The 20,778-nt window shown below is 70.9% G+C and carries 17 protein-coding genes; 13 read left to right on the forward strand and 4 right to left on the reverse strand.

What is annotated here, in order from left to right:
- Positions 1-250 precede the first annotated feature (250 nt).
- The 3 genes from AC4D12_RS01925 to AC4D12_RS01935 all read left to right on the forward strand — a co-directional run bounded on the left by AC4D12_RS01925 (position 251) and on the right by AC4D12_RS01935 (position 3,444).
- Complete coding sequence (locus AC4D12_RS01925) at positions 251-1,645, forward strand: hypothetical protein (protein WP_490948096.1); 1,395 nt, start codon at positions 251-253, stop codon at positions 1,643-1,645.
- Positions 1,646-1,767: 122 nt separating this feature from the next.
- Positions 1,768-2,562 (forward strand): endonuclease III, encoded by a 795-nt coding sequence (nth, locus tag AC4D12_RS01930; RefSeq protein ID WP_490948097.1) that lies wholly within the window; start codon positions 1,768-1,770, stop codon positions 2,560-2,562.
- Positions 2,563-2,637: 75 nt separating this feature from the next.
- Entirely contained in the window at positions 2,638-3,444 is an 807-nt protein-coding gene (locus tag AC4D12_RS01935) for an NUDIX hydrolase (RefSeq protein WP_490948098.1), read from the forward strand.
- Here the strand turns inward: AC4D12_RS01935 and AC4D12_RS01940 are convergent.
- Entirely contained in the window at positions 3,356-4,852 is a 1,497-nt protein-coding gene (locus tag AC4D12_RS01940; RefSeq protein ID WP_490948099.1) for a WXG100-like domain-containing protein, read from the reverse strand. The two genes, AC4D12_RS01935 and AC4D12_RS01940, sit on opposite strands and share 89 nt — an antisense overlap.
- Before the next feature lie 105 nt (positions 4,853-4,957).
- Positions 4,958-6,658 carry a bifunctional 3'-5' exonuclease/DNA polymerase gene (locus AC4D12_RS01945; protein ID WP_490948100.1) on the reverse strand — a complete coding sequence of 567 codons (1,701 nt, stop codon included), beginning with the start codon at positions 6,656-6,658 and terminating at the stop codon, positions 4,958-4,960.
- A gap of 146 nt (positions 6,659-6,804) precedes the next feature.
- On the opposite strand from AC4D12_RS01945, the gene ssd reads away from it, so the two are divergent.
- The 7 genes from ssd to AC4D12_RS01980 all read left to right on the forward strand — a co-directional run bounded on the left by ssd (position 6,805) and on the right by AC4D12_RS01980 (position 11,994).
- Positions 6,805-7,866 (forward strand): septum site-determining protein Ssd, encoded by a 1,062-nt coding sequence (gene ssd / locus AC4D12_RS01950; protein WP_490948101.1) that lies wholly within the window; start codon positions 6,805-6,807, stop codon positions 7,864-7,866.
- Between the two features lie 131 nt (positions 7,867-7,997).
- Positions 7,998-9,143: a TadA family conjugal transfer-associated ATPase gene (locus AC4D12_RS01955; protein ID WP_490948102.1), complete on the forward strand. Its 1,146-nt coding sequence runs from the start codon at positions 7,998-8,000 to the stop codon at positions 9,141-9,143.
- On the forward strand, positions 9,140-9,922 hold the full coding sequence (locus tag AC4D12_RS01960) for a type II secretion system F family protein (protein ID WP_490948103.1): 783 nt from the start codon (positions 9,140-9,142) through the stop codon (positions 9,920-9,922). The genes AC4D12_RS01955 and AC4D12_RS01960 overlap by 4 nt, the downstream gene beginning before the upstream one ends.
- Positions 9,919-10,515 carry a type II secretion system F family protein gene (locus AC4D12_RS01965; protein WP_490948104.1) on the forward strand — a complete coding sequence of 199 codons (597 nt, stop codon included), beginning with the start codon at positions 9,919-9,921 and terminating at the stop codon, positions 10,513-10,515. The genes AC4D12_RS01960 and AC4D12_RS01965 overlap by 4 nt, the downstream gene beginning before the upstream one ends.
- A gap of 198 nt (positions 10,516-10,713) precedes the next feature.
- Positions 10,714-11,148 carry a DUF4244 domain-containing protein gene (locus tag AC4D12_RS01970; protein WP_490948105.1) on the forward strand — a complete coding sequence of 145 codons (435 nt, stop codon included), beginning with the start codon at positions 10,714-10,716 and terminating at the stop codon, positions 11,146-11,148.
- 101 nt (positions 11,149-11,249) lie between these two features.
- On the forward strand, positions 11,250-11,618 hold the full coding sequence (locus tag AC4D12_RS01975; RefSeq protein ID WP_490948106.1) for a TadE family type IV pilus minor pilin: 369 nt from the start codon (positions 11,250-11,252) through the stop codon (positions 11,616-11,618).
- Positions 11,611-11,994, forward strand: a complete 384-nt coding sequence (locus AC4D12_RS01980) for an Rv3654c family TadE-like protein (RefSeq protein ID WP_490948107.1) — start codon at positions 11,611-11,613, stop codon at positions 11,992-11,994. The genes AC4D12_RS01975 and AC4D12_RS01980 overlap by 8 nt, the downstream gene beginning before the upstream one ends.
- Before the next feature lie 49 nt (positions 11,995-12,043).
- On the opposite strand, the gene AC4D12_RS01985 is transcribed toward AC4D12_RS01980, so the two are convergent.
- Together AC4D12_RS01985 and AC4D12_RS01990 are read right to left on the reverse strand one after the other, a co-directional pair.
- The gene (locus AC4D12_RS01985) at positions 12,044-14,425 is read right to left on the reverse strand and encodes a DEAD/DEAH box helicase (protein ID WP_490948108.1); all 2,382 of its coding nucleotides are present in this window, start codon (positions 14,423-14,425) and stop codon (positions 12,044-12,046) included.
- Positions 14,426-14,473: 48 nt separating this feature from the next.
- Positions 14,474-15,124, reverse strand: coding sequence for a GNAT family N-acetyltransferase (locus AC4D12_RS01990; protein ID WP_490948109.1), 651 nt, complete (start codon positions 15,122-15,124; stop codon positions 14,474-14,476).
- An 86-nt stretch (positions 15,125-15,210) separates the two neighbouring features.
- Here AC4D12_RS01990 and trhO point away from each other — a divergent pair, with 86 nt between their 5' ends.
- From trhO to topA, 3 genes are all read left to right on the forward strand, one after another.
- Positions 15,211-16,140 (forward strand): oxygen-dependent tRNA uridine(34) hydroxylase TrhO, encoded by a 930-nt coding sequence (gene trhO / locus AC4D12_RS01995; protein WP_490948110.1) that lies wholly within the window; start codon positions 15,211-15,213, stop codon positions 16,138-16,140.
- Positions 16,140-17,855 carry a DUF7059 domain-containing protein gene (locus AC4D12_RS02000; RefSeq protein ID WP_490948111.1) on the forward strand — a complete coding sequence of 572 codons (1,716 nt, stop codon included), beginning with the start codon at positions 16,140-16,142 and terminating at the stop codon, positions 17,853-17,855. The genes trhO and AC4D12_RS02000 overlap by 1 nt, the downstream gene beginning before the upstream one ends.
- 119 nt (positions 17,856-17,974) lie before the next feature.
- Positions 17,975-20,722 carry a type I DNA topoisomerase gene (topA, locus tag AC4D12_RS02005; RefSeq protein ID WP_490948112.1) on the forward strand — a complete coding sequence of 916 codons (2,748 nt, stop codon included), beginning with the start codon at positions 17,975-17,977 and terminating at the stop codon, positions 20,720-20,722.
- Positions 20,723-20,778 lie beyond the last annotated feature (56 nt).

Below are 20,778 nucleotides of genomic sequence, written 5' to 3' on the forward strand. Positions count from 1 at the left end.
TGCTCGAGCGCACGGGCCGTGCGGGCCGCCCGCACCACCTCGTGCCTGACGGAAGACTATCGAGTCCACCCGACACTCCTGTGGCTGGCGTCACATCACCTAGCCGAGTTGCGCCGATTGTGCGGTGAGCGGATGGGCGCCACCGCCACGACGCCTGGTGGAGAAGGCCGGGGCCGGTGGCTAGGGTGGGATCAGTTGAACGACGCCGGGCGGCACCGCCGGTGACCGCCGCGAGGAACGGGAGTACCACATGAGTGAACCACTCGAGGGCCGGCAGACGGTGGGTCAGCCCGCCGCGGACGCGACCACGTCAGGGGCATCGACGGTGGTTGCAGGTCCGTCCGGCACCACCGGAACCGCCCCGTCTCCCGGCATCTCCGATACTCAGGGCGCCGCAGCCGACACCACCGCCTCCGAGCCGAGTCACGTGGGCCCGTCCGAGGCGGTCCTCGGGCCCTTCACCACGCGGGAACTCGTGTTCGGTGGGGGCGTCCTGCTGATGTTCATCGGCACGCTCCTGCCTTTCGTCGGCGGCCGTGTGCTCTACACGACGTTCTGGAGCAGCGCATCGCTCTTCTTCGTCGGCGTCGGCATGCTGTTGCCTGTGATCGCGTTGGCGCTCCTGGCCGGCCGGCGCCTCGGCAGCTCGGGCCTGCGCGTCGGGTCCCTCTCGGTGGACCAGTTCGCCTCGGTCACCGCAGTGCTCGCAGCCACCTTCTTCTTCCTGCAGACCGTCACCGCGTTCCAGATCGGCCCTTTCATCGCGCTGCTCGGATCCCTGGCGCTCGTGGCAGCCACCGTCGTCGGGCCGCACCTGCCCGTCGTGCGGGACGACTTCCTGGAGCGGCCGGAGTCCGCCGCCCACCCGCTGGCCCGTCCCATCACCGCGGCGAGGCCGCGGCCGCCGAAGCCCGCGAAGCCCGTGAAGACTGCGTCACCGTCGAAGGAGACGGCAGTCGGATCCCCGTCGGGTGAGGCACTCACCGGTCAGGCACCCGGAGGCGATCGCGGTACGACGGGCGCCGGACTGTTCGGCCTCGGTCGATCAACCGGAGCACCGACACAGGCGGACCCAATACCGGGCGCAACCGCCGACCGGACGGACCACGATGCAGGCCACGGCGCCAGCGCCGTCGGTGCCCGTGATTCCCGTGGTTCCGGCGATGCGATGGACGATGCGACGGCGAGCTACCGGCCCATCCAGGACCGCGACGAGCCCATCGAGCACCACGACGTCGTCGGCAACCAGGCAGATCAGGCCCCGGCCGTCGACGGACCCGACCTCGGCAGCGGTCACGACGTCGACGACTCCCGGTCGGTGACGGACCGGACGAGAGTCCACGAGGCGATCCGCGATGAGACGCCGACGGAGGACGCCACGCAGGGCCGTGCACAGCAGGAGCCCATCACGGCCACGCGATCGGCCGAGGAGGAGGACGTCGTCGAGGCGTTCTGGTTCGCCGTCGGGTCCCCACGGCCCGTGTTCGACGAGCAGAACGGGCGCGAGATCTTCGTCCTGCAGCCGGGGGACTGGGAAGTGGGCATCGAGGATCGCGGCCGTGAGTTCCTGGTGCAGGACAAGCGCACCGGCGCGATCGGCATCCTGCGGGATCTGCGCAACATCGAACGGGCGCCGCGGGACTAATCCGCCAATGGGGCGATGCGCCCTGTCGGGACGGGTCGCGAGGCGGGTGGGTCGTGACGCGGACAGATCGATAGTCGGGTGAGCCGGTAGAAGGACCGAACGGACGGGATCGAGTGGGTGCAGTGAAGCCGAAACCGCAGGACGAATCGCCGGTCGCGCTGAAGCGCCGGGCCAGGAAGATCAACAGGATCCTGGGCGAGACCTATCCGTACGCCGTCGCGGAGCTGGACTTCCGCAACGCCTTCGAGCTGCTCGTGGCGACCGTGCTGTCCGCCCAGACGACCGATGTCCGGGTGAACCTCACCACTCCGGCCCTGTTCGAGCGGTACCCCGACGCGCGCTCGCTGTCCGAGGCGGAGGAGCTCGAGCTCCAGGAGATCATCCGGCCCACCGGCTTCTACCGCGCCAAGGCGAACAGCCTGCTCGCGCTGTCCCGCCGACTCGTCGACGAGTTCGACGGCCACGTACCAGCCACACTCGAGGAGCTCGTGACCCTCCCGGGTGTGGGTCGGAAGACAGCGAACGTGGTGCTGGGCAACGCTTTCGGCGCCCCCGGCATCTCGGTGGACACGCACTTCGGGCGATTGTCGCGGCGCTTCCGCTGGACGACGTCGGACGACCCGGTGAAGGTGGAACTGGAGGTGGGGCCGCTGTTCGAGCGCAAGGACTGGACACTGCTCTCCCACCGGGTCATCTTCCACGGCCGGAGGATCTGCCATGCGAAGAAGCCCGCGTGCGGCGTCTGTCCGGTCGCGGCACTGTGCCCCGCCTTCGGGGAGGGCGAGACCGACCCGATGAAGGCTGCGAAACTGCTCAAGTACGAGCTCGCGCCCGGGCGCGAGGACCTCCTCGAGCTCATGAGGAACGGGCGGACCCGGGCGGAGCTCCGGGAGGCCGGTCACGGGCTCGGTGCCTGAGGCGTGCCTGATCCGGGCAGGGGCGGACCGGATGGATCTTCCGACGTTCTTCGGGACGATGAAGCAGCCCGGGCCGTGAGTGCCCGTGACGAGCTGACGTCGTGGGTCCGGTCGATGGACCGCCCTGACGCGACGCTCCTCGCCCCCGACGGCTGGCAGTTCGCCGTGCTCGATCCGGAGCTGAGCCGCCGTGCTGCCGTGCTCGTGCTGTTCGGAGAACGGGCGGCGGAGGAGGATCCGTCGGGTGACCGTGCGTATCCCGCGCCGGACGACGCACCGCTCGACACCCCGCTCGACACCCCGCTCGGCGCGCCGTTCACCGGGCCGGTCGACACGCCGCGTCAGGACGACGAAACCGGGCCATTCGTTTCGCGGCCCGGTCCTACGGATCTCGATCTCCTGTTCGTCATGCGCGCGTCCACGCTGTCGAACCATCCCGGTCAGGTGGCGTTCCCCGGCGGCGGCATCGACGCGGGTGACGCCGACGAAGCGGGCGCGGCCCTTCGCGAGGCGCGGGAGGAGACGGGCCTGGACCCGAGGGGCGTCGACGTCCTCGGGTCCCTTCCCGAGGTGGGTCTTCCCGTCAGCAACTTCATGGTCACGCCGGTGCTGGGGTGGTGGCGTGAGCAGACCGCCGTCCACGCGGTCGACGCCGCCGAGTCCGAATCGGTATTCCGGTGCCCCGTGAGCACGCTTCTGGCACCGGGGAACCGCCGGACCGCTGTGCTCCGACGCAACGGGTTCGTGAGCCGCACCCCTGCCTTCGTCACTCCGCACGCGATCATCTGGGGATTCACTGCGATGCTGCTGGATGCGATGTTCGAGGGCCTCGGCTGGACACAGCCGTGGGACCGGTCGCAGGAGATCGCCGCACCGCTGTGAGGCGGCCGGGACCACCGGCGGCGGGGGCGAGCGTGCCGGGGGCGGCGGGCGCGTAGCGCTCCTTGAGTGAGGCGGGGAGGGTCACGAGAGCGGTGGCGTTGTCCCATCGCTCCTTGCTCGTGATTCCGATCTGCGTTGCTGCGGCGGCGCGCACGATCATCGGAGACGCGGATCGGCCCGCCATCGTGAGCACCTGCTCCGTCGCGTCGCCGGGCCCGGCGGCGGTACCGAGGACCCGCCGACCCACATGGTGCGAGAGCTGCTCGCGTACGAGCGCAGCCGGGCTGGACAGGGCGACGGACACCGCCTTGGAGTCCAGCAGGCGTGCTCCCGCTGCTCCGACCGGACGGATGATCCGCACCGCGGGTGCGAGTGTCGACAGGGCCGCGGACGTTGGTGGTGCCCAGGACGGCAGCGCGCGTCCTGCCGTCCCGCCAGTGATGCGCAGGGCCGAGGGTCCGCGGGCCAGGCTCTGCAGTCCGGTGGTGAGGCGCGCGGCTCCGGGAAGCCTGCTCGCGACGACGACCGCGGCTCTGCCCAGCGCGGTGAGACGTTCGATGGTCTGACGGACCTTCATCACCATCTGTGCTGTTCGCGCCACCCCGATGAGGGAGGTGATCGCTGCGGACCCTCCCAAGGTCAGGAAGCTCAAGGCCACGCCGACGGCCAGCATCTCAAGGCAGTCCTCGGCGAAAGCGCGCGTCTCGTCGATCAGTTCCTGGTGCGCCGTCTCGATCGCCCCTGCCAGGGCCTCGCACCCCGCGGCGATGTCCCGCGAGGACAGCGCGATCGCAGTGCCTGCCTCGCGCACCATGGCACTCCGGGTGCGGAAGAGGGCGAGGTCCTCCGCCAGCAACCCGACCACCGCGTCCTCCGCGAGCTGCGTGCCGCCGCCGATCCTGTGCTCGACGTCGGAGGCGAGCGTGGTCCACGCAGCCGCTGCGCTCCTGAGGAGCGCCGGATCCCCCGTGGGCCACATGATGCCGGCCACCCCCGCGACGATGTCCCAGTACTCCGGCGGCAGCGCCACGTGCGCTTCACAGGCCGAGGGGAGGCAGGACGACGTCGCCTCGGGCATCGACGACGGCAGGAGCGGTTCGATGAGCGCCGTGAGGCCCATGGACGCCACGTGCTCGGCGGCGATGTAGTTGCCTGCCGAGAACGTCAACGCCCGCGCTGAGTCCGCCGATGCGAGCGCGAGGGCCCGGGCCGCCTCGAGGACGTCCCTGGCCGCGGGATCGTAGGACCCAGCCCAATCGGTGCCCAGGGCGTCCCACCCCGCCATGCCGCCCGTTCCCATGAGCACGGCATCCGCCGAGGCGACGGCGTCCGCGAGCCCCCGGCCGGCCGCCGCGGCGAGTTCCGCCGCCTCCGTGTACCTGTCCGTGTCGATCGTCAGAACGCTCATGCACCCAACCCTTCCCCCCTTGTGTCCTGTCACCGTAGAGGCGAGGCGGGGGCGGGCGCTGGCCGCTGCGCCGATCTGTGGATAACCGGCAGGACGGTCAGCGGATCACTTGGCGTCGGCGTAGGAGGACACCGTGACCGTCGTGACGGGGAACTCGACGGGGATGACCCCGAAGACGAGCCGGGTGGCCGCCCGCGCCGCGTCCCGGACGATGTCCGTGGCCTCCTCCGCCGACCCCAGCGGCACGTGCAGCATCACCTCGTCGTGCAGGAAGAACGCGATACGGCTCCTGGGGGAGGGGATCCCGCTTCCAGCCAGCCGCCGTCGGATCTCGGCGAGCCAGCACAGCGCCCACTCCGCCGCCGTCGCCTGCACCACGAAGTTGCGCGTGAATCGTCCTCGCGCCCGCGCCGCCGTGTCGGCGCGCCGCTGCTCCTCGGCCGTCGTCGTGCGCTGACGCGCGGACCAGTCCTCGGTTGCGGGAGGGCAGCCGCGGCCCAGGTGACTCGCGACTCCGCCGCCCGACTCACCCGTGCGGGCGGCCTCCTCCACGACGCCGATGGCCTGCGGGTAGGCGCGCGTGAGCTGGGGCATCAGACGCCCGGACTCGCCGCTCGTGGCTCCGTACATGGCACCGAGCATGGCGAGCTTCGCCTGGGCGCGGTCACCGCCGAACCCCTGGTCCGCGATGCCCTGGTACAGGTCCTTGCCCCGGGCCGCGTCCGCGAGCGCCGAGTCCCGCCCGAGCGCCGCGAGGACACGCGGTTCGAGCTGGGCGGCATCGGCGACGACGAACACATGCCCGTCGTCGGGTCGCACCGCGTCGCGGACCTGCCGGGGGATCTGCAGGGCACCGCCCCCGCGCGACGCCCACCGACCGGACACACTGCCGCCCACCACGTACTCGGGACGGAAGCGGCCCTCGTGCACCCAGGCGTCGAGCCAGCCCCAGCCGTTCGCGGTGAGGAGCCGCGCCAGCTTCTTGTACTCGAGGAGCGGACCGATGACAGGATGCCCGTGTTGCTCGAGCTCCCACGAGCGGGTCGTCCTCACATCGATTCCCGCTCGGTGCAGCGCACGCAACATGTCCTGCGGGGAGTCGGGGTTGAGGCTCCGATTGTCGAGGGCGTCGCGCAGCTCCCCGGCGAGACGTTCGAGCGTCGCCGGGCGCGCGCCCTCGGGCGGACGCTGTCCGAGGGCCGTCTCGAGGAGCGCCTCGTGGACGTCGCGCCGCCAGGGGAGGCCCCAGTGCTCCATCTCGGTCGCGATGAGCGCCCCGGCGGACTCTGCCGCCACGAGCAGGGCGAGGCGCGCGGACCGATGGGCACCCGCGACGGCGGACGTCTGTGCGCGAGTCTCGGCCACGACGTCGTCGAGCACGGGCCCGGCGGCGGCGGCGGGGCGCGGATCGTCGAAGAGCGAGTGCTGGTCCGGGGACATCCGCGCCGGCGGCAGCATCCGGGACGGGACCGGGGTGTCCGTCGGCGCCGATGACGTGCGCACGGAGTCGAGGTAGGGGGAGGGCCGGCAGAAGGGTGAGTTCGCGAGCACGGCGCGCGTCAGCGCGAGGTCCCAGCAGCGCTCGACGTCGACGCCCGCGGCCAGCAGGTCCGGGTACCAGAGGCGCGTGGAACCCCACACCCACCGAGGCCGCCGCTGTTCCGCAGCGCGGACCACGTCCGGGAGTTCCGTCGTCGGGACGGCACGCGGCTCGGCGATCGGGACGCCTGCATCGTCGAGTTCCTGCACCAGCACGCCGCCCCGGAGATCGGACGCCGCAGGTGCTGCGGCCACGGCGATGAACATGAGGACATTCTCGGCTGCCGCGGTGTCATTCTGGCAATCGGTGGCTGTCGCGCTCGCGGCGTCCCGTCGTCGGGTGCGCCGTGCTGGTTGTCCACATAGCGCAACCCCGCTCGGGGGCGCCGTCCGGCTCGGACCATCCTTGGTCCATGACGCAGTCGATCCCGCCGCCCCGCCGCCCCCCGGTGGTTCTCGCCGGAGGCTCCCAGTTCGTCCGCGACCAGGTCGCTCGCGCCTGTGCCGCCGCCGGCGTGACGCCCCATTTCGAGAACCTGGCGACCGACGCGTTGGCCCTCGATCCTGTCGTGCTGATCGTGAGTGAGGGCCAGGCGATCTCCCTGTCGGGGCAGCGCGAGGTCGTCGTCGTGGGCACCAGCGAGGACGAACCGCGGGTGTGGGGAGCAGCCGCCCATCTCGCGTCCTCGCGGGTCGTGATCCTGCCGCAGGGCGCGGGCTGGCTCGCCGAGACGATCGGGCGCCGACTCAATCCGGCCGCTACCGGGGCGGTGACGGGCATCATGGGCGCCGCGGGTGGATGCGGAGCGAGTACCTTCGCCTACTGGTGCGCGCGGTGGGCGGCAGAGGGCGGCAGGGGAACGCTGCTCATCGACGGTGCGCCGCTCGCCGGGGGCGTCGATCTGGCGCTCGGACTCGAGTCGAGCCATGGTGTCCGCTGGCGCGACCTCACCGACATCCGTGGCACCCTCAACGCCGAGCAGTTCGCGGCAGCGCTGCCCACGGACAGGGGAGTGGCGGTACTCTCACACGACGCCGGCGACGCATACCTGAGCGCGTCGGGAGAGCCGATGCGCACGTCGGAGGCCGTCCTCGACGCCGCGCGCGGCGCCTTCGACGTCACGGTCATCGACCTCGGTAGCGTCGCCGGAGCCGACAGGACGCTGGTCGCCGCCTGTGATCACCTCGTCCTGGTGGTTCCGTCGCGGCCGCGGACCGTCGCCGCGGTGCCGCGCATCCTCGCGATGCACGGGTCGGTCCCGGTGACGGTCGTGGTCCGCGGTCCCGTGGTGGACGGTCTCGATCCATGGTTGGTGGCGGACGTCGTCGGGCGCCCGGGGCCTCTGCCCTTCCTTCCGTTCGTGCGCGGTGCGGCGGGCGCGGAGGCCGCCGGACGAACCGCCGGCCTCGCCGTACCCCGGCGGGCGCAAGCGGCCGTCGAGGCCGTCGGGCGCACCTGGGCCCCGTCGTCGTGAATGAAGGAGTCGCGGACCACCGACCGACCCGACGAGCTCTGCGTGCGGCTGAGCGGCCGGCCGCGGACGCCGATGTCCGGGCACGGGATGGAGTCCCGCCTGCGTTGCACGGCGACGGTGCAGGTGCGTCGATGGTGGATGCGGTCCGCAGGGCCGTGCTGACCGGCGAGGTCCAGGTCACGGCCGCGGCGTTCGCAGGGGCAGTCGGCTCGAGCGGCAGACTGCTCGGGTCGGAGGGAACGCTGTCCGCGCTCGACCGCGTGCGCGCGGAACTCGAAGGCCTCGGTGCGCTCGAACCGCTGCTCGCCGACCCCGGCGTCACCGACATCCTCGTCAACGGGCCCGACGAGGTCTGGGTCGACGGGGCCGAGGGCCTCCGGAGGGTCGGCCGGGTCTTCTCCCACGAGGACGAGGTGCGCTCCCTCGCCGTCCGCCTCGTCGCGGCCGGTGGACGCCGGCTCGATGACGGCTGCCCTGCGGTCGACGTGCGACTCGACGGGCTGCGCGTCCATGCGGTGCTGCCGCCGATCTCGACCACGGGCACGCTGCTGTCGATCAGGATCAGGCGGTCCCGGGTGTTCTCCGTGCGGGAGCTCCAAGCCTCCGGGACCCTGGCGCCCGTGACGGCGGAGGCCCTCACCCTGATGATCAGGAGGCGGATGAACTTCCTCATCAGTGGTGCCACGGGTACAGGCAAGACGACCCTCCTGTCCGCCCTGCTGGGTCTGGCGGCACACCACGAGCGCGTGGTCACCGTCGAGGACGCCGCGGAACTCGCTCCGGAGCACCCGCACACGGTCAGCCTGCAGACGAGGCACGGCAATCTCGAGGGGGCGGGAATCACGGATCTCACCGACCTCGTGCGGCAGGCCCTCCGGATGCGCCCGGACCGTCTGGTCGTCGGAGAATGCAGGGGCGCCGAGGTCCGGGAGATGCTGACGGCGATGAACACCGGCCATGACGGCGGTGGCGGAACCATCCACGCCAACAGCGCAGCCGCCGTCCCCGCGCGGCTGGCTGCCCTCGCCTCGCTCTCGGGCATGTCGGCGGACGCCGTCGCACAGCAGGCAGCGAGCGCGCTCGATGTCGTCGTGCATGTCACGCGCGGTCCGGCGGGACGACGCGTGGAGAGCATCGGACTGGTGGTGCTGGATTCCGCCCGAGGCCTCCGTATCCGCCCCGTCCTCGTCGACGACGGAGTGAGCTGCAGGGCGGAGGAGGGCTGGCCGGACTTCGCGGCCTCCGTGGGCTGGACCGCGCCGGCCCCCGCGCCATGACGGGCGTCGCCGTCGCGCTCCTGCTCGCCGTCGGGTGCTTGGTGCTCACCGTGCGCGCTCGAGGTGGGCGGTGGCCTCCGGATGCACGGCAGCAGCGAGGTCCGGAGAACCGGGTGGACGGTCGGCTCCGCCCGTCACCGGCGCCGACTGCGCGGACCGTGCGGCTGGGACGGAGGTCGCGGGAGCTGGAACTGCACGAGCTCCCCCTGTTCATCCATCAGCTGGCCGGTCTGCTGCGGGCGGGTCGACCACCGCACGCCCTGTGGTCGGACATGCTTCGACTTCATGCGGCAGCCACCTCCGCGTTCTCGGCCGCCGCGGTTCCGACGCTCGAGGCGGCAGGGCGCGCGGCGGTGCTCGGTCTGAGTGTCCCGCAAGCCCTTCGTGGCGCGTCACCCGAGGAGGGGCGCCGGTCGGGGCGGGAACGCGTGCTCGACCGCATGTGGGTGGATCTCGCGGCCTGCCTCGAGGTCGCGGAGCGGAGTGGCGCGCCGCTCGCAGGGATCCTCGAGCAGTACGCCGCGCAACTCGACGCCCAGCTCGACGGTGCGGCGTCCAGGGAGACGGCGTTGGCCGGGCCCCGGGCGACGGTCGTCCTGCTGGCCTGGCTGCCCGTGGTCGGTCTCGGCTTGGGATTCGGACTGGGCATCAATCCTGTGGTGCTGCTGACGACCTCGCTTCCCGGGCAGTTCGCCCTGCTGGCAGGTGTCCTACTCACGATCACGGCCCGGACCTGGTCGAGACGACTGGTCCGGCGAGCCGGCGGGGAGACCCGATGACCGGCCTCCTCGTGGCTCTTCTGCTGGCGTCGACGGCGGTGCTCCTGGTGCTTCCTTCAGGGCGCAGGGGACCCGGAGGGACGGCGTCTGCGGCGAGGGTCGCGGCACGTCCCGGGTTGGAGGACCCCGCCCTCATCCTCGATCTGCTCGGCGCGCTCCTGACGGCGGGCTCATCGGTCGAGCGGGCGTTGTCGACCGTGTCCGATTCGTGCGAGCAGAACCTGTCCACCGCCCTCGCGCGCGTCCATGCGGCGCGTCTGCTCGGCGCCTCCTGGGACGCCGCATGGGAGGCGGGGATCGACCGTCGTGTCGACGACGGGCCGTCCGCAGCGGCGCGGCCGGCCCCGGCGCGGGCCGCTGCCTTCGCGGAGCTCAGGCAGGGGCTCCGATTCGCCACGTCGACGGGAGCACCGTCCGCCGCGCTGCTGCACGCGCATGCAGGTCAGTTGCGGCGCCGCCACAACCGGGAGGTGGACAGGCGTGCGGCGGCCCTCGGAGTGCAACTGGTGCTGCCGCTCGGGCTGTGCTCCCTGCCGGCGTTCATCTGCCTCGGTGTCGTTCCCGTTGTCCTGGGGCTCCTGCCCGAGCTCTGACGTGGCAGGAGGTCGCGGGGATGTGCAGGACAGGCCGGCGCGCACATGTCGCCGGGCAGTCGTCCTCGGGTAAGCGGCCGGAGGTTATCCACTTAGGCGCCGTTCACGGAGCTGCGGCAGCCGGCCCGGGAAAGAGTTGGTTCAGCGACGACCGTCGCACCCGACGCGGGTCTACCGCGACCACCGGAAGGACATGACATGACCATGAAGACACAGCTGCAGCGCACGGAGGGCTCCCCCTTCGTCAGACCGACGACGGTGGGTGGCACCTGCGCGTCCCAGCCCGTCCATGCCGGAACTGTTCGACCCGGCGGGCTCGATGTCACTCCCTCACCGGGCCGGGCCATGGTTCGTCCCGGTGAGGGGCGTGTTGCATCCGGTCTCCACCTCGTCGGATCCGATCCCGACGACGCGACGCTCAACCGGGCGGAACGGCGCGGAGTGATGCGGCGCCGGAGGGCGGCAGCGGGTGAGGATCTCCAGGATCGCGAAGCCGGTATGGCGACTGCGGAATACGCGATCGCCACGCTCGCGGCCGTCGGCTTCGCTGCGCTGCTCGTCGCGGTGTTGTCGAGCAGCCAGATCAAGGGCCTGCTGACGTCACTCATCACGACTGCGCTGAACTTCGGCTGATGAGGAGCCACCGGGGCGGCGCTGCGGACCGACGTGCAGGGGTGACCCCGAACGGCTCGGGTGTCCGTCGCACGCGCACGCCGGTCCACTCGATACAGCGCATGGCCCGCTCCAGGAGCGACGCCTGCGCTGCCGATCGTGGGGCCGTCACCGCAGAGGTGGCTGTCGCCCTGCCCGCCCTGGTGGTCCTCCTCGCCCTGCTGCTGGGCACGGCGCATGTCGGCACTCAGCAACTCCGGCTCGAGGAAGCCGCGCGTGCCGGAGCGCGGGAGGTGATGCGGGGCGAATCACCGGACGCCGTCCAGCGGACTGCCGAGCGGCTGGCGGGTCAGGACGCCGTAGCGACCGTCTCCATCCGTGAGGGGTGGACCGTCGTGGAGGTGCGGACGACGGTCGACGGTCCGTTGACAGGTCTGCTGGACCTCGACCTGAGCGCATCGGCCACGGGGAGGACGGAGCAGGATGGCTGACACGGTGACGCCCGGCGAGAACGAGGGTCGCGACGGCGAGCGCGGCGCAGGGACGCTGCTGATGTCCGGCCTGGCATTGCTCGCCCTGATGCTCGTCGCCGTCGGCGCGCTCATGATGCACGCGACCACCGCCGGCTCGAAGGCCGCGACAGCAGCAGACCTCGCGGCGCTCGCCGCAGCTGACGCGGCTCGAGGCCTCAGACCGGGTGACCCATGCTCTGAGGCTCGGCTCACGGCGGAGCAGCACGGGGCGGAGCTGACCGCGTGCGAGGTGGGCGGTCCTGGGATGTCGACGGTGGTCGTGCGGGTCGTTGTCCCCACGCACGGACCGCTGCCGGATGCGAAGGGCGCGGCTCGTGCCGGCCCCCCGTCGTGACGGGCCGGGGTCGGTCCGGATCGACTCGCAACGGACGATCAGGAGGAAGTCAGGACCGGACCGGGGGAAGCGGATCGTGAGCGTCCCGGGCGGCTCCGGCCGGGACGTCGTCGGTGCCGGCCTGCTGGAGGATCAGGGACAGCACCGCGACGGCGCCGCCCTTGCTCAGCGGGTTGTTGCGGTTGCCGCACTTGGGGGACTGCACGCAGGAGGGGCAGCCCGTCTCGCACTCGCATGCCACGATGGCGTCGCGGGTGGCCGCCAGCCAGACCCGCGCGGCTTCGAAACCACGTTCGGCGAAGCCGGCGCCGCCCGGGTGCCCGTCGTACACGAAGATGGTCGGCTGCCCGGTATCCGCGTGCAGCGCCGTCGACACACCGCCGATGTCCCAGCGGTCGCTCGACGCGACCAGCGGGAGCAGCCCGATCGCGGCGTGCTCGGCCGCGTGCAGGGCGCCGGGCAGCTCCTCCGCCGAGATCTCCTCGGCCTCGAGCAGCTGTGGGCTGATCTCGAACCACACGCTCTTCGTGAAGAGGTCACGCGCCGCGAGGTCGAGCGGCTCCTCGCCGAGCACTTCGTTGGAGGAGAACGCCTTGCGCTGGAAGGACACCACCTGGGTGGTCACCTTGACGTCACCGAAGTTCGCGAGCACGCCTCCCCACAGTCGGCTGATGTCGCGGTCGATGACCTCGATCTGTGTGACGTCCCTCGCCTGGGTGTAGAAGTCGGGCTGCGCACGGGACACCGTGGCGCAGTGGTTCTCCTCGTCGAGGTCCTCCACCACGTAGGTGCGTCCCTGGTGCACGTACACCGCGCCGGCGTGCGCCTGGTAATGGCTCTGCGCCGATCCCATCGTGCCGAGCAGTGCCCCGGAGTCGGCGTCGACGATCGTGATGGGACCGCCGCCGTCCGCCCGCAGGTTCACCATCGACGCGGCGCTCTGCGGGTGCGTCCAGAACCAGCCGGCCGGCCGTCGTCGCAGGAAGCCCTGCTCGCAGAGCGTCCCGAGCAGGTCCTCGGACGTCGGCCCGAACAGGTCGAGGTCCGCGTCCGTGAGGGGAAGCTCCGCAGCGGCGGCACACAGGTGGGGCCCGAGCACGTAGGGGTTCGAGGGATCGAACACGGTGGCCTCGACCGCGAGGTCGAAGACCGCCTCGGGGTGGTGGACCAGGTAGGTGTCGAGCGGGTCGTCGCTCGCCACGAAGGCCGCGAGGGAGTCCTGCCCGGACCGCCCCGCGCGGCCGATCTGTTGCATGAGCGAGGCCCTGGTGCCCGGCCAGCCGGCCACGAGGACGGCATCCAGCCCGGAGATGTCGATGCCCAGTTCCAGGGCGGACGTGCTGGCGACCCCGAGGAGCTCACCGCTGCGCAGCGCGGTCTCGAGGAGCCGCCGTTCCTCCGGGAGATACCCGGAGCGGTACGCGGCGATCCGGTGCGGCAGGTCGGGATGCACGTCCTCGAGCATGCGGCGGGAGGTCTGGGCGATGCTCTCGGCGCCGCGCCGCGACTTGATGAAGGCGATGGTGCGAACGTGGGCGGACACGAGGTTGGCGAGCAGGTCGGACGTCTCGGCGATCACCGTCCTGCGGGTCGCCGCGCCGTTCTCGCCCCGTGTGCCCGTGAGCTGCGGTTCCCAGAACGCCACGGTCGTGGACCCGTGAGGCGAGGTGTCCTCGTCGACCGCCGTAGCGGGAGCGCCGATCAGCTTCCCGAAGGACGCCGCCGGGTCAGCCGACGTGGCGGACGCGCCGATGAAGACCGGATGCGCACCGTAGCTCGCGCAGATACGCCGGAGCCGCCGCAGAAGGTTCGCGACGTGGGATCCGAAGACACCCCGGTAGCTGTGGGCCTCGTCGATCACGACGTATTTGAGACGGCGGAAGAAGCGCGCCCACCAGGTGTGGTTCGGCAGGATCCCGAAGTGCAGCATGTCGGGGTTCGCCAGGACGAGGTTCGCGTGATCCCGGATCCAGCGGCGCGCCCCGGACTCGGTGTCACCGTCGTAGGTCTCGGCGCGCACGGTGGGAAGGCCGAGCGCAGTGACAGCGGAGTGCTGATCGGCGGCCAGGGCCTTCGTCGGCGCGAGGTACAGCGCCACCGAGCCCGTGGGTGCCAGCGTGGTGCGGTCCTGCAGTTCGCTGCGGTGGATCTCGTCGAGGACCGGCAGCAGGTAGCACAGAGACTTACCCGACGCCGTTCCGGTCGCGATGATCGTGTGCGTACCGGAATGTGCCGACGATGCACCCTCGACCTGGTGCCGCCACGGCTGGTGGACGCCGCGTCGCGCGAACGCATGGACCACGTCGTCGTGAGCCCAGGAAGGCCAGGCGGCATGCTCCGCCGCGCGGGCAGGGATCTCCCGCACATGCATCAACTGCTCGGGGTCGGTACCGCCCCCGAGGAGGGAGATGAGGGAGTCGTGCGCGGCCACACGGCCATCCTCCCATCGGCGGGCCGGACACCGTGGCGTCCGAGCGCTTTATCCTCTGATGACGAACACGTCGGCGAGATGCTGCCAGCCGAGGAACTCGTACAGGGCGCGGCCGTCGGCGGACGCCATGAGCAGCCCGGTGCTGACGTCGTCCTCGAGGACGTCAGCCGTCAGCGCGCGCATGACGTAACTGCCCAGGCCCCTGCGACGGAACGCCTCCTCGGTCACGATGCGGTCGTACACGGCGTGTTCGCCGACCACGGCGACCGAGCCCCGCGCGGCCTCCTGACCGTTCGCCCGGACGATCACACGTCGGCACGCGCCCTCCGAGCTCCGTTCGAGAGTGAATTCGTCGCCGGGAGCACGCGGGTCCTCGACGTCCTGCCCGTGCATGTCCACGCTCATGAGGGATTGCTGCCGGTCGGTGACGCGCATCCCCAGGGGGGCCGCTGCGTCGATGAGCTCCTGGGTGCGGTTGGAGACGACGGACAGCACGCGCAGCGGGTCCTGCTTCGTCTCCCGCGCGAGCTCGAGGAACAGCTCGACGGTCGGATCGAAGAGGAGGTGCTCGGTCTGGTTCTGCTGGTCGGTGAGGAGCACCGATGCACTGCGACCGTCGTCCTTCACCTCGTAACCGCGGCACGCGGACCACCCCGAGAGCCAGGTCCGGAACAGGTCGTGATCAGCAGGTGCGCCCATGTGCTGAACCATAGTTCTCGGACGCGACCAATGACATAGGCCGGCCCCAGAGTGATCGATTTGAGACGCGACGTACGCTTGAATCCGTGTCCACGAACCGCATAGCCCTCTATTACGCCTTCACACCGCTCCCTGATCCCGACGCCGTCCGACTGTGGCAGCGCGCTCTCTGCGAGCAATGGAACCTGCGCGGCAGGATCCTGATCTCGAAGGACGGCATCAACGGCACGGTGGGCGGCGAGGTCGGTGCCGTGAAGCAGTACGTGAAGCGGACCCGTGAGTATCCCGGTTTCGCGGGGCTGGACGTCAAATGGTCGGACGGCGGAGCCGAGGACTTCCCGCGGCTGAGCGTCCGGGTGAGGGACGAGATCGTCTCCTTCGGTGCGCCGGGCGAGCTACGGGTCGACGACGACGGTGTGGTGGGCGGCGGCACGCACCTGTCCCCGGAGGACCTGCATGCCCTCGTGGACGCGAAGCGCGGAGCGGGGGAGGACGTCGTCTTCTTCGACGGCCGCAACGCCTTCGAGGCGGAGATCGGCCGCTTCAAGGGAGCCGTGGTGCCCGATGTCCGCACCACGCGCGACTTCGTGCGCGAGCTCGATTCCGGCGCGTACGACGGCCTGAAGGACAAGCCGATCGTCACCTACTGCACGGGCGGGGTCCGCTGCGAGGTGCTCTCGAGCCTGATGGTCGCCCGCGGCTTCCAGGAGGTCTACCAGCTCGACGGCGGGATCGTCCGCTACGGCGAGACCTTCCGCGACGAGGGCCTCTGGGAGGGCTCGCTCTACGTCTTCGACAAGCGCATGCACCTCGAGTTCAGCGAGGACGCCGTCACGCTCGGGTCCTGCGCCCGTTGCGCGGCGCCCACCAGCCGGTACGAGAACTGCTCCGACCCCGCGTGCCGCACACTCACCCTCTTCTGCGACGACTGCGCCGCCGATCCTCGGACGCTGCGGTGTCCCGGTGGATGCAACGCGACCACCACGGACGGCGACCTCGCCGTGGGCGCCGCCTGATGATGATCCCCGACCTCCCGCGTCACACCGAGTTCGACGACGACGTCCCCTCGGCGCCGTCGAGCCGCGACCTCGCACTCGTCGAAGCGCTCGCTGCTGACCTGGTTGCGCTCGATTACACGGTCGACGGCGCCGGTTCGCTGCTCGGCGCTCCCGCCTATGCGGCACTCGGCCGCGGTCAGCTGGTCCCGGCCCTGCTGGAGTGCCGACGCCTCCTCGGTGACGGGTCGCAGGGCGGCCCGGTCGAGGAGCGTGCGCGGGCTGTCCCCGTCCTGCTGTGGCTGCTCGGGGAGACCGTGACCGAGGAGCTCCTCGCCGCCGCGTTCCCCGGCACCGGCGTCGTCGGCCTCCGGCGACTCAGGCTCATCGAACCCGGCGAGCACGAACCCGGCGAGCACGAACCCGGCGCCCACGAACCCGGCGCCCACGAACCCGGCATCGACGAGGACACCACGGACGACGCCGTATGGCGCGCCGCGGTGGAACTCCGTCCCACCGCGTCCGACGTGGGCGGTGACCTCTGGGTGGCGAGCGACCTCGGGGCCGAGCAACGCCCTGGTCCGCTGCGTCACGACCACGTGCTCGGCATCGGCGGGGCGTCCCTGACGCTGGCCCAGACCGTCATCCGGAAGCCCGTGGACCGCGCACTGGATCTCGGGACGGGGTGCGGCATCCAGGCCTTCCATCTCCTGCAGCATGCGCGGCACGTGACGGCCACCGATCTCTCCGAGCGGGCTCTCGCGTTCGCCCGCTTCAACCTCCTCCTGAACGCGCCGGCGCTCGGGATCGACCCCCAGCGTCCGGGGGATCGCGTGAGCCTGCGCCTCGGCAACATGCTGGACCCGGTCGAGGGCGAGCTGTTCGACCTCGTGGTGTCCAACCCGCCCTTCGTCATCACGCCGCGTGAGGGCGGCGACATCTACACCTACCGCGACGGCGGGCTCGCAGGGGATGCGATCGTCGCCTCGCTCATCGGCGAGGTCACGCGCGTGCTCGTGCCGGGCGGTTCGGCCCAGCTGCTCGGCAACTGGGAGATCACGGAGGGGACACCCTGGGACCGGCGCGTGGGCGCCTTCGTCCCGGCGGGCGTCGATGCGTGGATCATCCAGCGGGAGCAGCTCACGCCGGTGCAGTACGCCGAGACCTGGCTGCGCGACGCCGCGGAGACCCGCGACCGCGAGGCCCACGTCAGGAGCTTCGCCGCCTACCTCCGCGATTTCGCGTCGCGAAACGTCGAGGGCATCGGCTTCGGCTCGGTGTGGCTACGGCGGCCCCGTACGCCGAGCGACCTCGTGCGCGTGACGCTCGAGGAGATCACGCACGAGATCGAGCAGCCGGTGGGCCCTCACCTCGCCGCCGCCGTCGAGCGCGGGGACTGGCTCGCGGCGCGGACGGAGCAGGCGGCCTCGGGCGTGGGCATCGCCGACGCGTTCCTGCTGGTGGCCGAGGACGTCACCGAGGAACGCCATCAGCGGCCCGGCGCCGAGCACCCGGGGGTCATCCTCCTACGGCAGGGGGCAGGTCTCCGGCGCACCTCGCTCCTGAGCACGGAACTCGCCGGGTTCGCCTCGGCGTGCGACGGCGACCTCACCGCGGGGCAGATCGCGAGGGCCCTCGCGATGCTCCTGGAACGGCCCGATCCGGCGTTCACCGCCGAGTTGCTGCTCGACGTCGAGCACCTCGTGCGGGAGGGTTTCCTGATTCCGGCGGCCTGAAACCAGCGGTTACCCTTGTGCAGGCAGGGGTGGCGCATACTGGGGAACGCGGCCACCGGCTTTCCGAACGGACGGTCCTGATGCGCCGCCTGCATCGCACTCGCATATATAGGAGAGAAGTGCCGACCAAGGCCACGGACAAGAAGCACGGCAAGAAACTCGTCATCGTCGAATCTCCCAGCAAGATCAAGAGCATCTCGGGCTACCTCGGCGAGGGTTTCCAGGTCGCAGCGTCCATGGGCCATATCCGGGACCTCCCGCAGCCCTCGGACCTCCCCGCAGAGCTCAAGAAGACCTCCGTCGGCAAGTTCGCCGTGGACCTCGACAAGGACTTCGAGCCGTACTACGTCGTCTCGCCCGAGAAGCGGAAGACCGTCGCCGAACTGAAGGCGGCGCTCAAGGACGCCGACGAGCTCTACCTCGCCACCGATGCGGACCGCGAGGGCGAGGCCATCGCCTGGCACCTCCTGCAGGTCCTGAAGCCGAAGGTCCCGGTCTACCGCCTCACCTTCGGCGAGATCACCAAGGAAGCCGTCACGCGCGCCATGGGTGAACTGCGCGACGTCGATATCCCCATGGTCGACGCCCAGGAGACCCGCCGCATCCTCGACCGCCTCTACGGCTACGAAATCTCGCCCGTCCTGTGGCGGAAGGTGGCGCGAGGTCTGTCCGCAGGGCGGGTCCAGTCCGTCGCCACGCGTCTCGTCGTCGAACGCGAGCGGGAGCGCATGGCGTTCCGCACGGCGTCCTACTGGGACCTGACGGGCACCTTCACGCCCGAGGACAGCAGCAAGGGCAGCGCGTTCCCCGCGAAGCTCGTGGCCGTGGACGGCAGCCGGATCGCGACCGGCAAGGACTTCTCCGACCGCGGTGAGCTGAAGGCTGCCAACGCCGTTCGCCTCGACGAGGAGAGCGCACGCTCGCTCGCCACGGGGCTGAAGAGCGCGCAGTTCACCGTCCGCTCGCTCGAGACGAAGCCCTACACGCGTCGTCCGGCCGCGCCGTTCACGACGTCGACCCTCCAGCAGGAGGCGGCCCGCAAGCTGCGCTTCAGCTCGAAGGTCACCATGCAGGTGGCCCAGCGCCTGTACGAGAACGGGTACATCACCTACATGCGTACCGATTCCTCGTCGCTCTCGGACCAGGCGATCAACGCAGCACGTCGGCAGGCGTCGGAGCTCTACGGGCCGGAGTACGTCCCGGAGTCACGGCGCGTGTACAAGGGCAAGGCCAAGAATGCGCAGGAGGCCCACGAGGCCATTCGCCCCGCCGGCGACTCCTTCCGCACGCCCGCCCAGGTGGCACAGGGACTCCGGGGTGACGAGTTCCGCCTGTACGAGTTGATCTGGAAGCGCACCGTCGCCTCGCAGATGGCCGATGCCAAGGGTTCGACGGCGTCGTTGCGCCTGGGCGCGAGAAGCGCGGACGGCAGGGATGCGGAGTTCTCGGCGTCGGGCACCGTCATCACCTTCCGCGGCTTCATGGCCGCCTACGAGGAGGGCCGCGACGCCGATCGGAACGAGGACGGCACCGACGACGACGCTCAGGGCACGCGCCTGCCCAACGTCGCAAAGGGTGACGCGCTGGGTGCGAAGGCCATCGAGGCCGTGGGGCACGAGACCTCGCCGCCGCCGCGCTATACGGAGGCATCGCTGGTCAAGGTGCTCGACGAGCGCGGTATCGGCCGCCCGTCCACGTACGCCGCGACGATGTCCACCATCATGGACCGCGGCTATGTCACGTCACGGGGTCAGGCCCTCGTGCCGAGCTGGATCGCCTTCTCGGTGGTGCGCCTTCTGGAGGAGCACTTCAACGACTACGTGGACTACGACTTCACGGCGGAGCTCGAGGAGGACCTCGACCGCATCTCGCGAGGCGAGACCGGCCGCGTCGAGTGGTTGAACAGCTTCTACTACGGCGACCGCAAGGGCACCGGGCTCCACACGATCGTGAACGATCTCGGCGAGATCGACGCCCGCCGCATCAACTCGGTGGAGATCGCCGAAGGCATCACCCTGCGGGTGGGCAAGTTCGGCCCGTACCTCGAGAAGCCGCTGCCCGCCGACGCACCGGAGGGCACCGAGCCGCAGCGCGCGAACGTCCCCGATGATCTCGCGCCGGACGAGCTGACGGCCGAGAAGGCCATCGAGCTCATGAACGCACCGACGTCGCAGGAGCGCGAGCTCGGTCAGGACCCGGAGACGGGACGCACCATCGTGGCCCGCGACGGCCGGTACGGCCCCTACGTGATCGAATTGATCCCCGAGGTGACGGCGGAGGACCTCGCGAACCAGCCGGTCGAGTACTACAAGAACGGCAAGCCGAAGCCGCCCAAGAAGCCCGCGAAGGTCAAGCCCCGCACGGGTTCCCTGTTCGCGTCCATGTCCGTGGACACCGTGACGCTCGAGGAAGCCCTCAAGCTCATGAACCTGCCGCGCGTCCTCGGGACGGACGAGGAGGGTAAGGAGATCACGGTCCAGAACGGCCGCTTCGGCCCGTACCTGAAGAAGGGCAGCGATTCGCGGTCCATCGGCTCCGAGGAGGAGATCTTCACGATCACCCTCGAGCAGGCCCTCGAGATGTACAAGCAGCCCAAGCAGCGCGGTGGTAGGACCGTCACGCCGCCGCTGGCCGAGCTCGGCGACGACCCCGTGAGCGAGAAGCCGATCGTGGTGAAGGACGGCCGCTTCGGCCCCTACGTCACCGACGGCATAACGAACATCACGGTGCCCGGCTCCATGGCGATCGAGGAGCTGACTCTGGAGCAGGCGATCGACATGCTCGCCGAGAAGCGCGCGAAGGGGCCGGCGCCGAAGAAGACCACGCGCCGGGCGCCGGCGAAGCGCAAGGTCGCGGCGGGCAAGTAGCCCCCCCACGCACGCGAGGAGCGGGCAGCATGACGAACAAGGTCTCGACGGGCGCG

This window comes from Arthrobacter sp. TJ-266 (assembly GCF_058269115.1).

What these genes read in the sequence shown, in the direction of transcription:
- AC4D12_RS01925 (WP_490948096.1), top strand. Translation starts at nt 251, where the DNA reads ATGAGTGAACCACTCGAGGGCCGGCAGACGGTGGGTCAGCCCGCCGCG.
- AC4D12_RS01940 (WP_490948099.1), bottom strand. Translation starts at nt 4,852, where the DNA reads ATGAGCGTTCTGACGATCGACACGGACAGGTACACGGAGGCGGCGGAA.
- AC4D12_RS01945 (WP_490948100.1), bottom strand. Translation starts at nt 6,658, where the DNA reads ATGTTCATCGCCGTGGCCGCAGCACCTGCGGCGTCCGATCTCCGGGGC.
- ssd (WP_490948101.1), top strand. Translation starts at nt 6,805, where the DNA reads ATGACGCAGTCGATCCCGCCGCCCCGCCGCCCCCCGGTGGTTCTCGCC.
- AC4D12_RS01955 (WP_490948102.1), top strand. Translation starts at nt 7,998, where the DNA reads ATGGTGGATGCGGTCCGCAGGGCCGTGCTGACCGGCGAGGTCCAGGTC.
- AC4D12_RS01960 (WP_490948103.1), top strand. Translation starts at nt 9,140, where the DNA reads ATGACGGGCGTCGCCGTCGCGCTCCTGCTCGCCGTCGGGTGCTTGGTG.
- AC4D12_RS01965 (WP_490948104.1), top strand. Translation starts at nt 9,919, where the DNA reads ATGACCGGCCTCCTCGTGGCTCTTCTGCTGGCGTCGACGGCGGTGCTC.
- AC4D12_RS01970 (WP_490948105.1), top strand. Translation starts at nt 10,714, where the DNA reads ATGACCATGAAGACACAGCTGCAGCGCACGGAGGGCTCCCCCTTCGTC.
- AC4D12_RS01975 (WP_490948106.1), top strand. Translation starts at nt 11,250, where the DNA reads ATGGCCCGCTCCAGGAGCGACGCCTGCGCTGCCGATCGTGGGGCCGTC.
- AC4D12_RS01980 (WP_490948107.1), top strand. Translation starts at nt 11,611, where the DNA reads ATGGCTGACACGGTGACGCCCGGCGAGAACGAGGGTCGCGACGGCGAG.
- AC4D12_RS01990 (WP_490948109.1), bottom strand. Translation starts at nt 15,124, where the DNA reads ATGGGCGCACCTGCTGATCACGACCTGTTCCGGACCTGGCTCTCGGGG.
- AC4D12_RS02000 (WP_490948111.1), top strand. Translation starts at nt 16,140, where the DNA reads ATGATGATCCCCGACCTCCCGCGTCACACCGAGTTCGACGACGACGTC.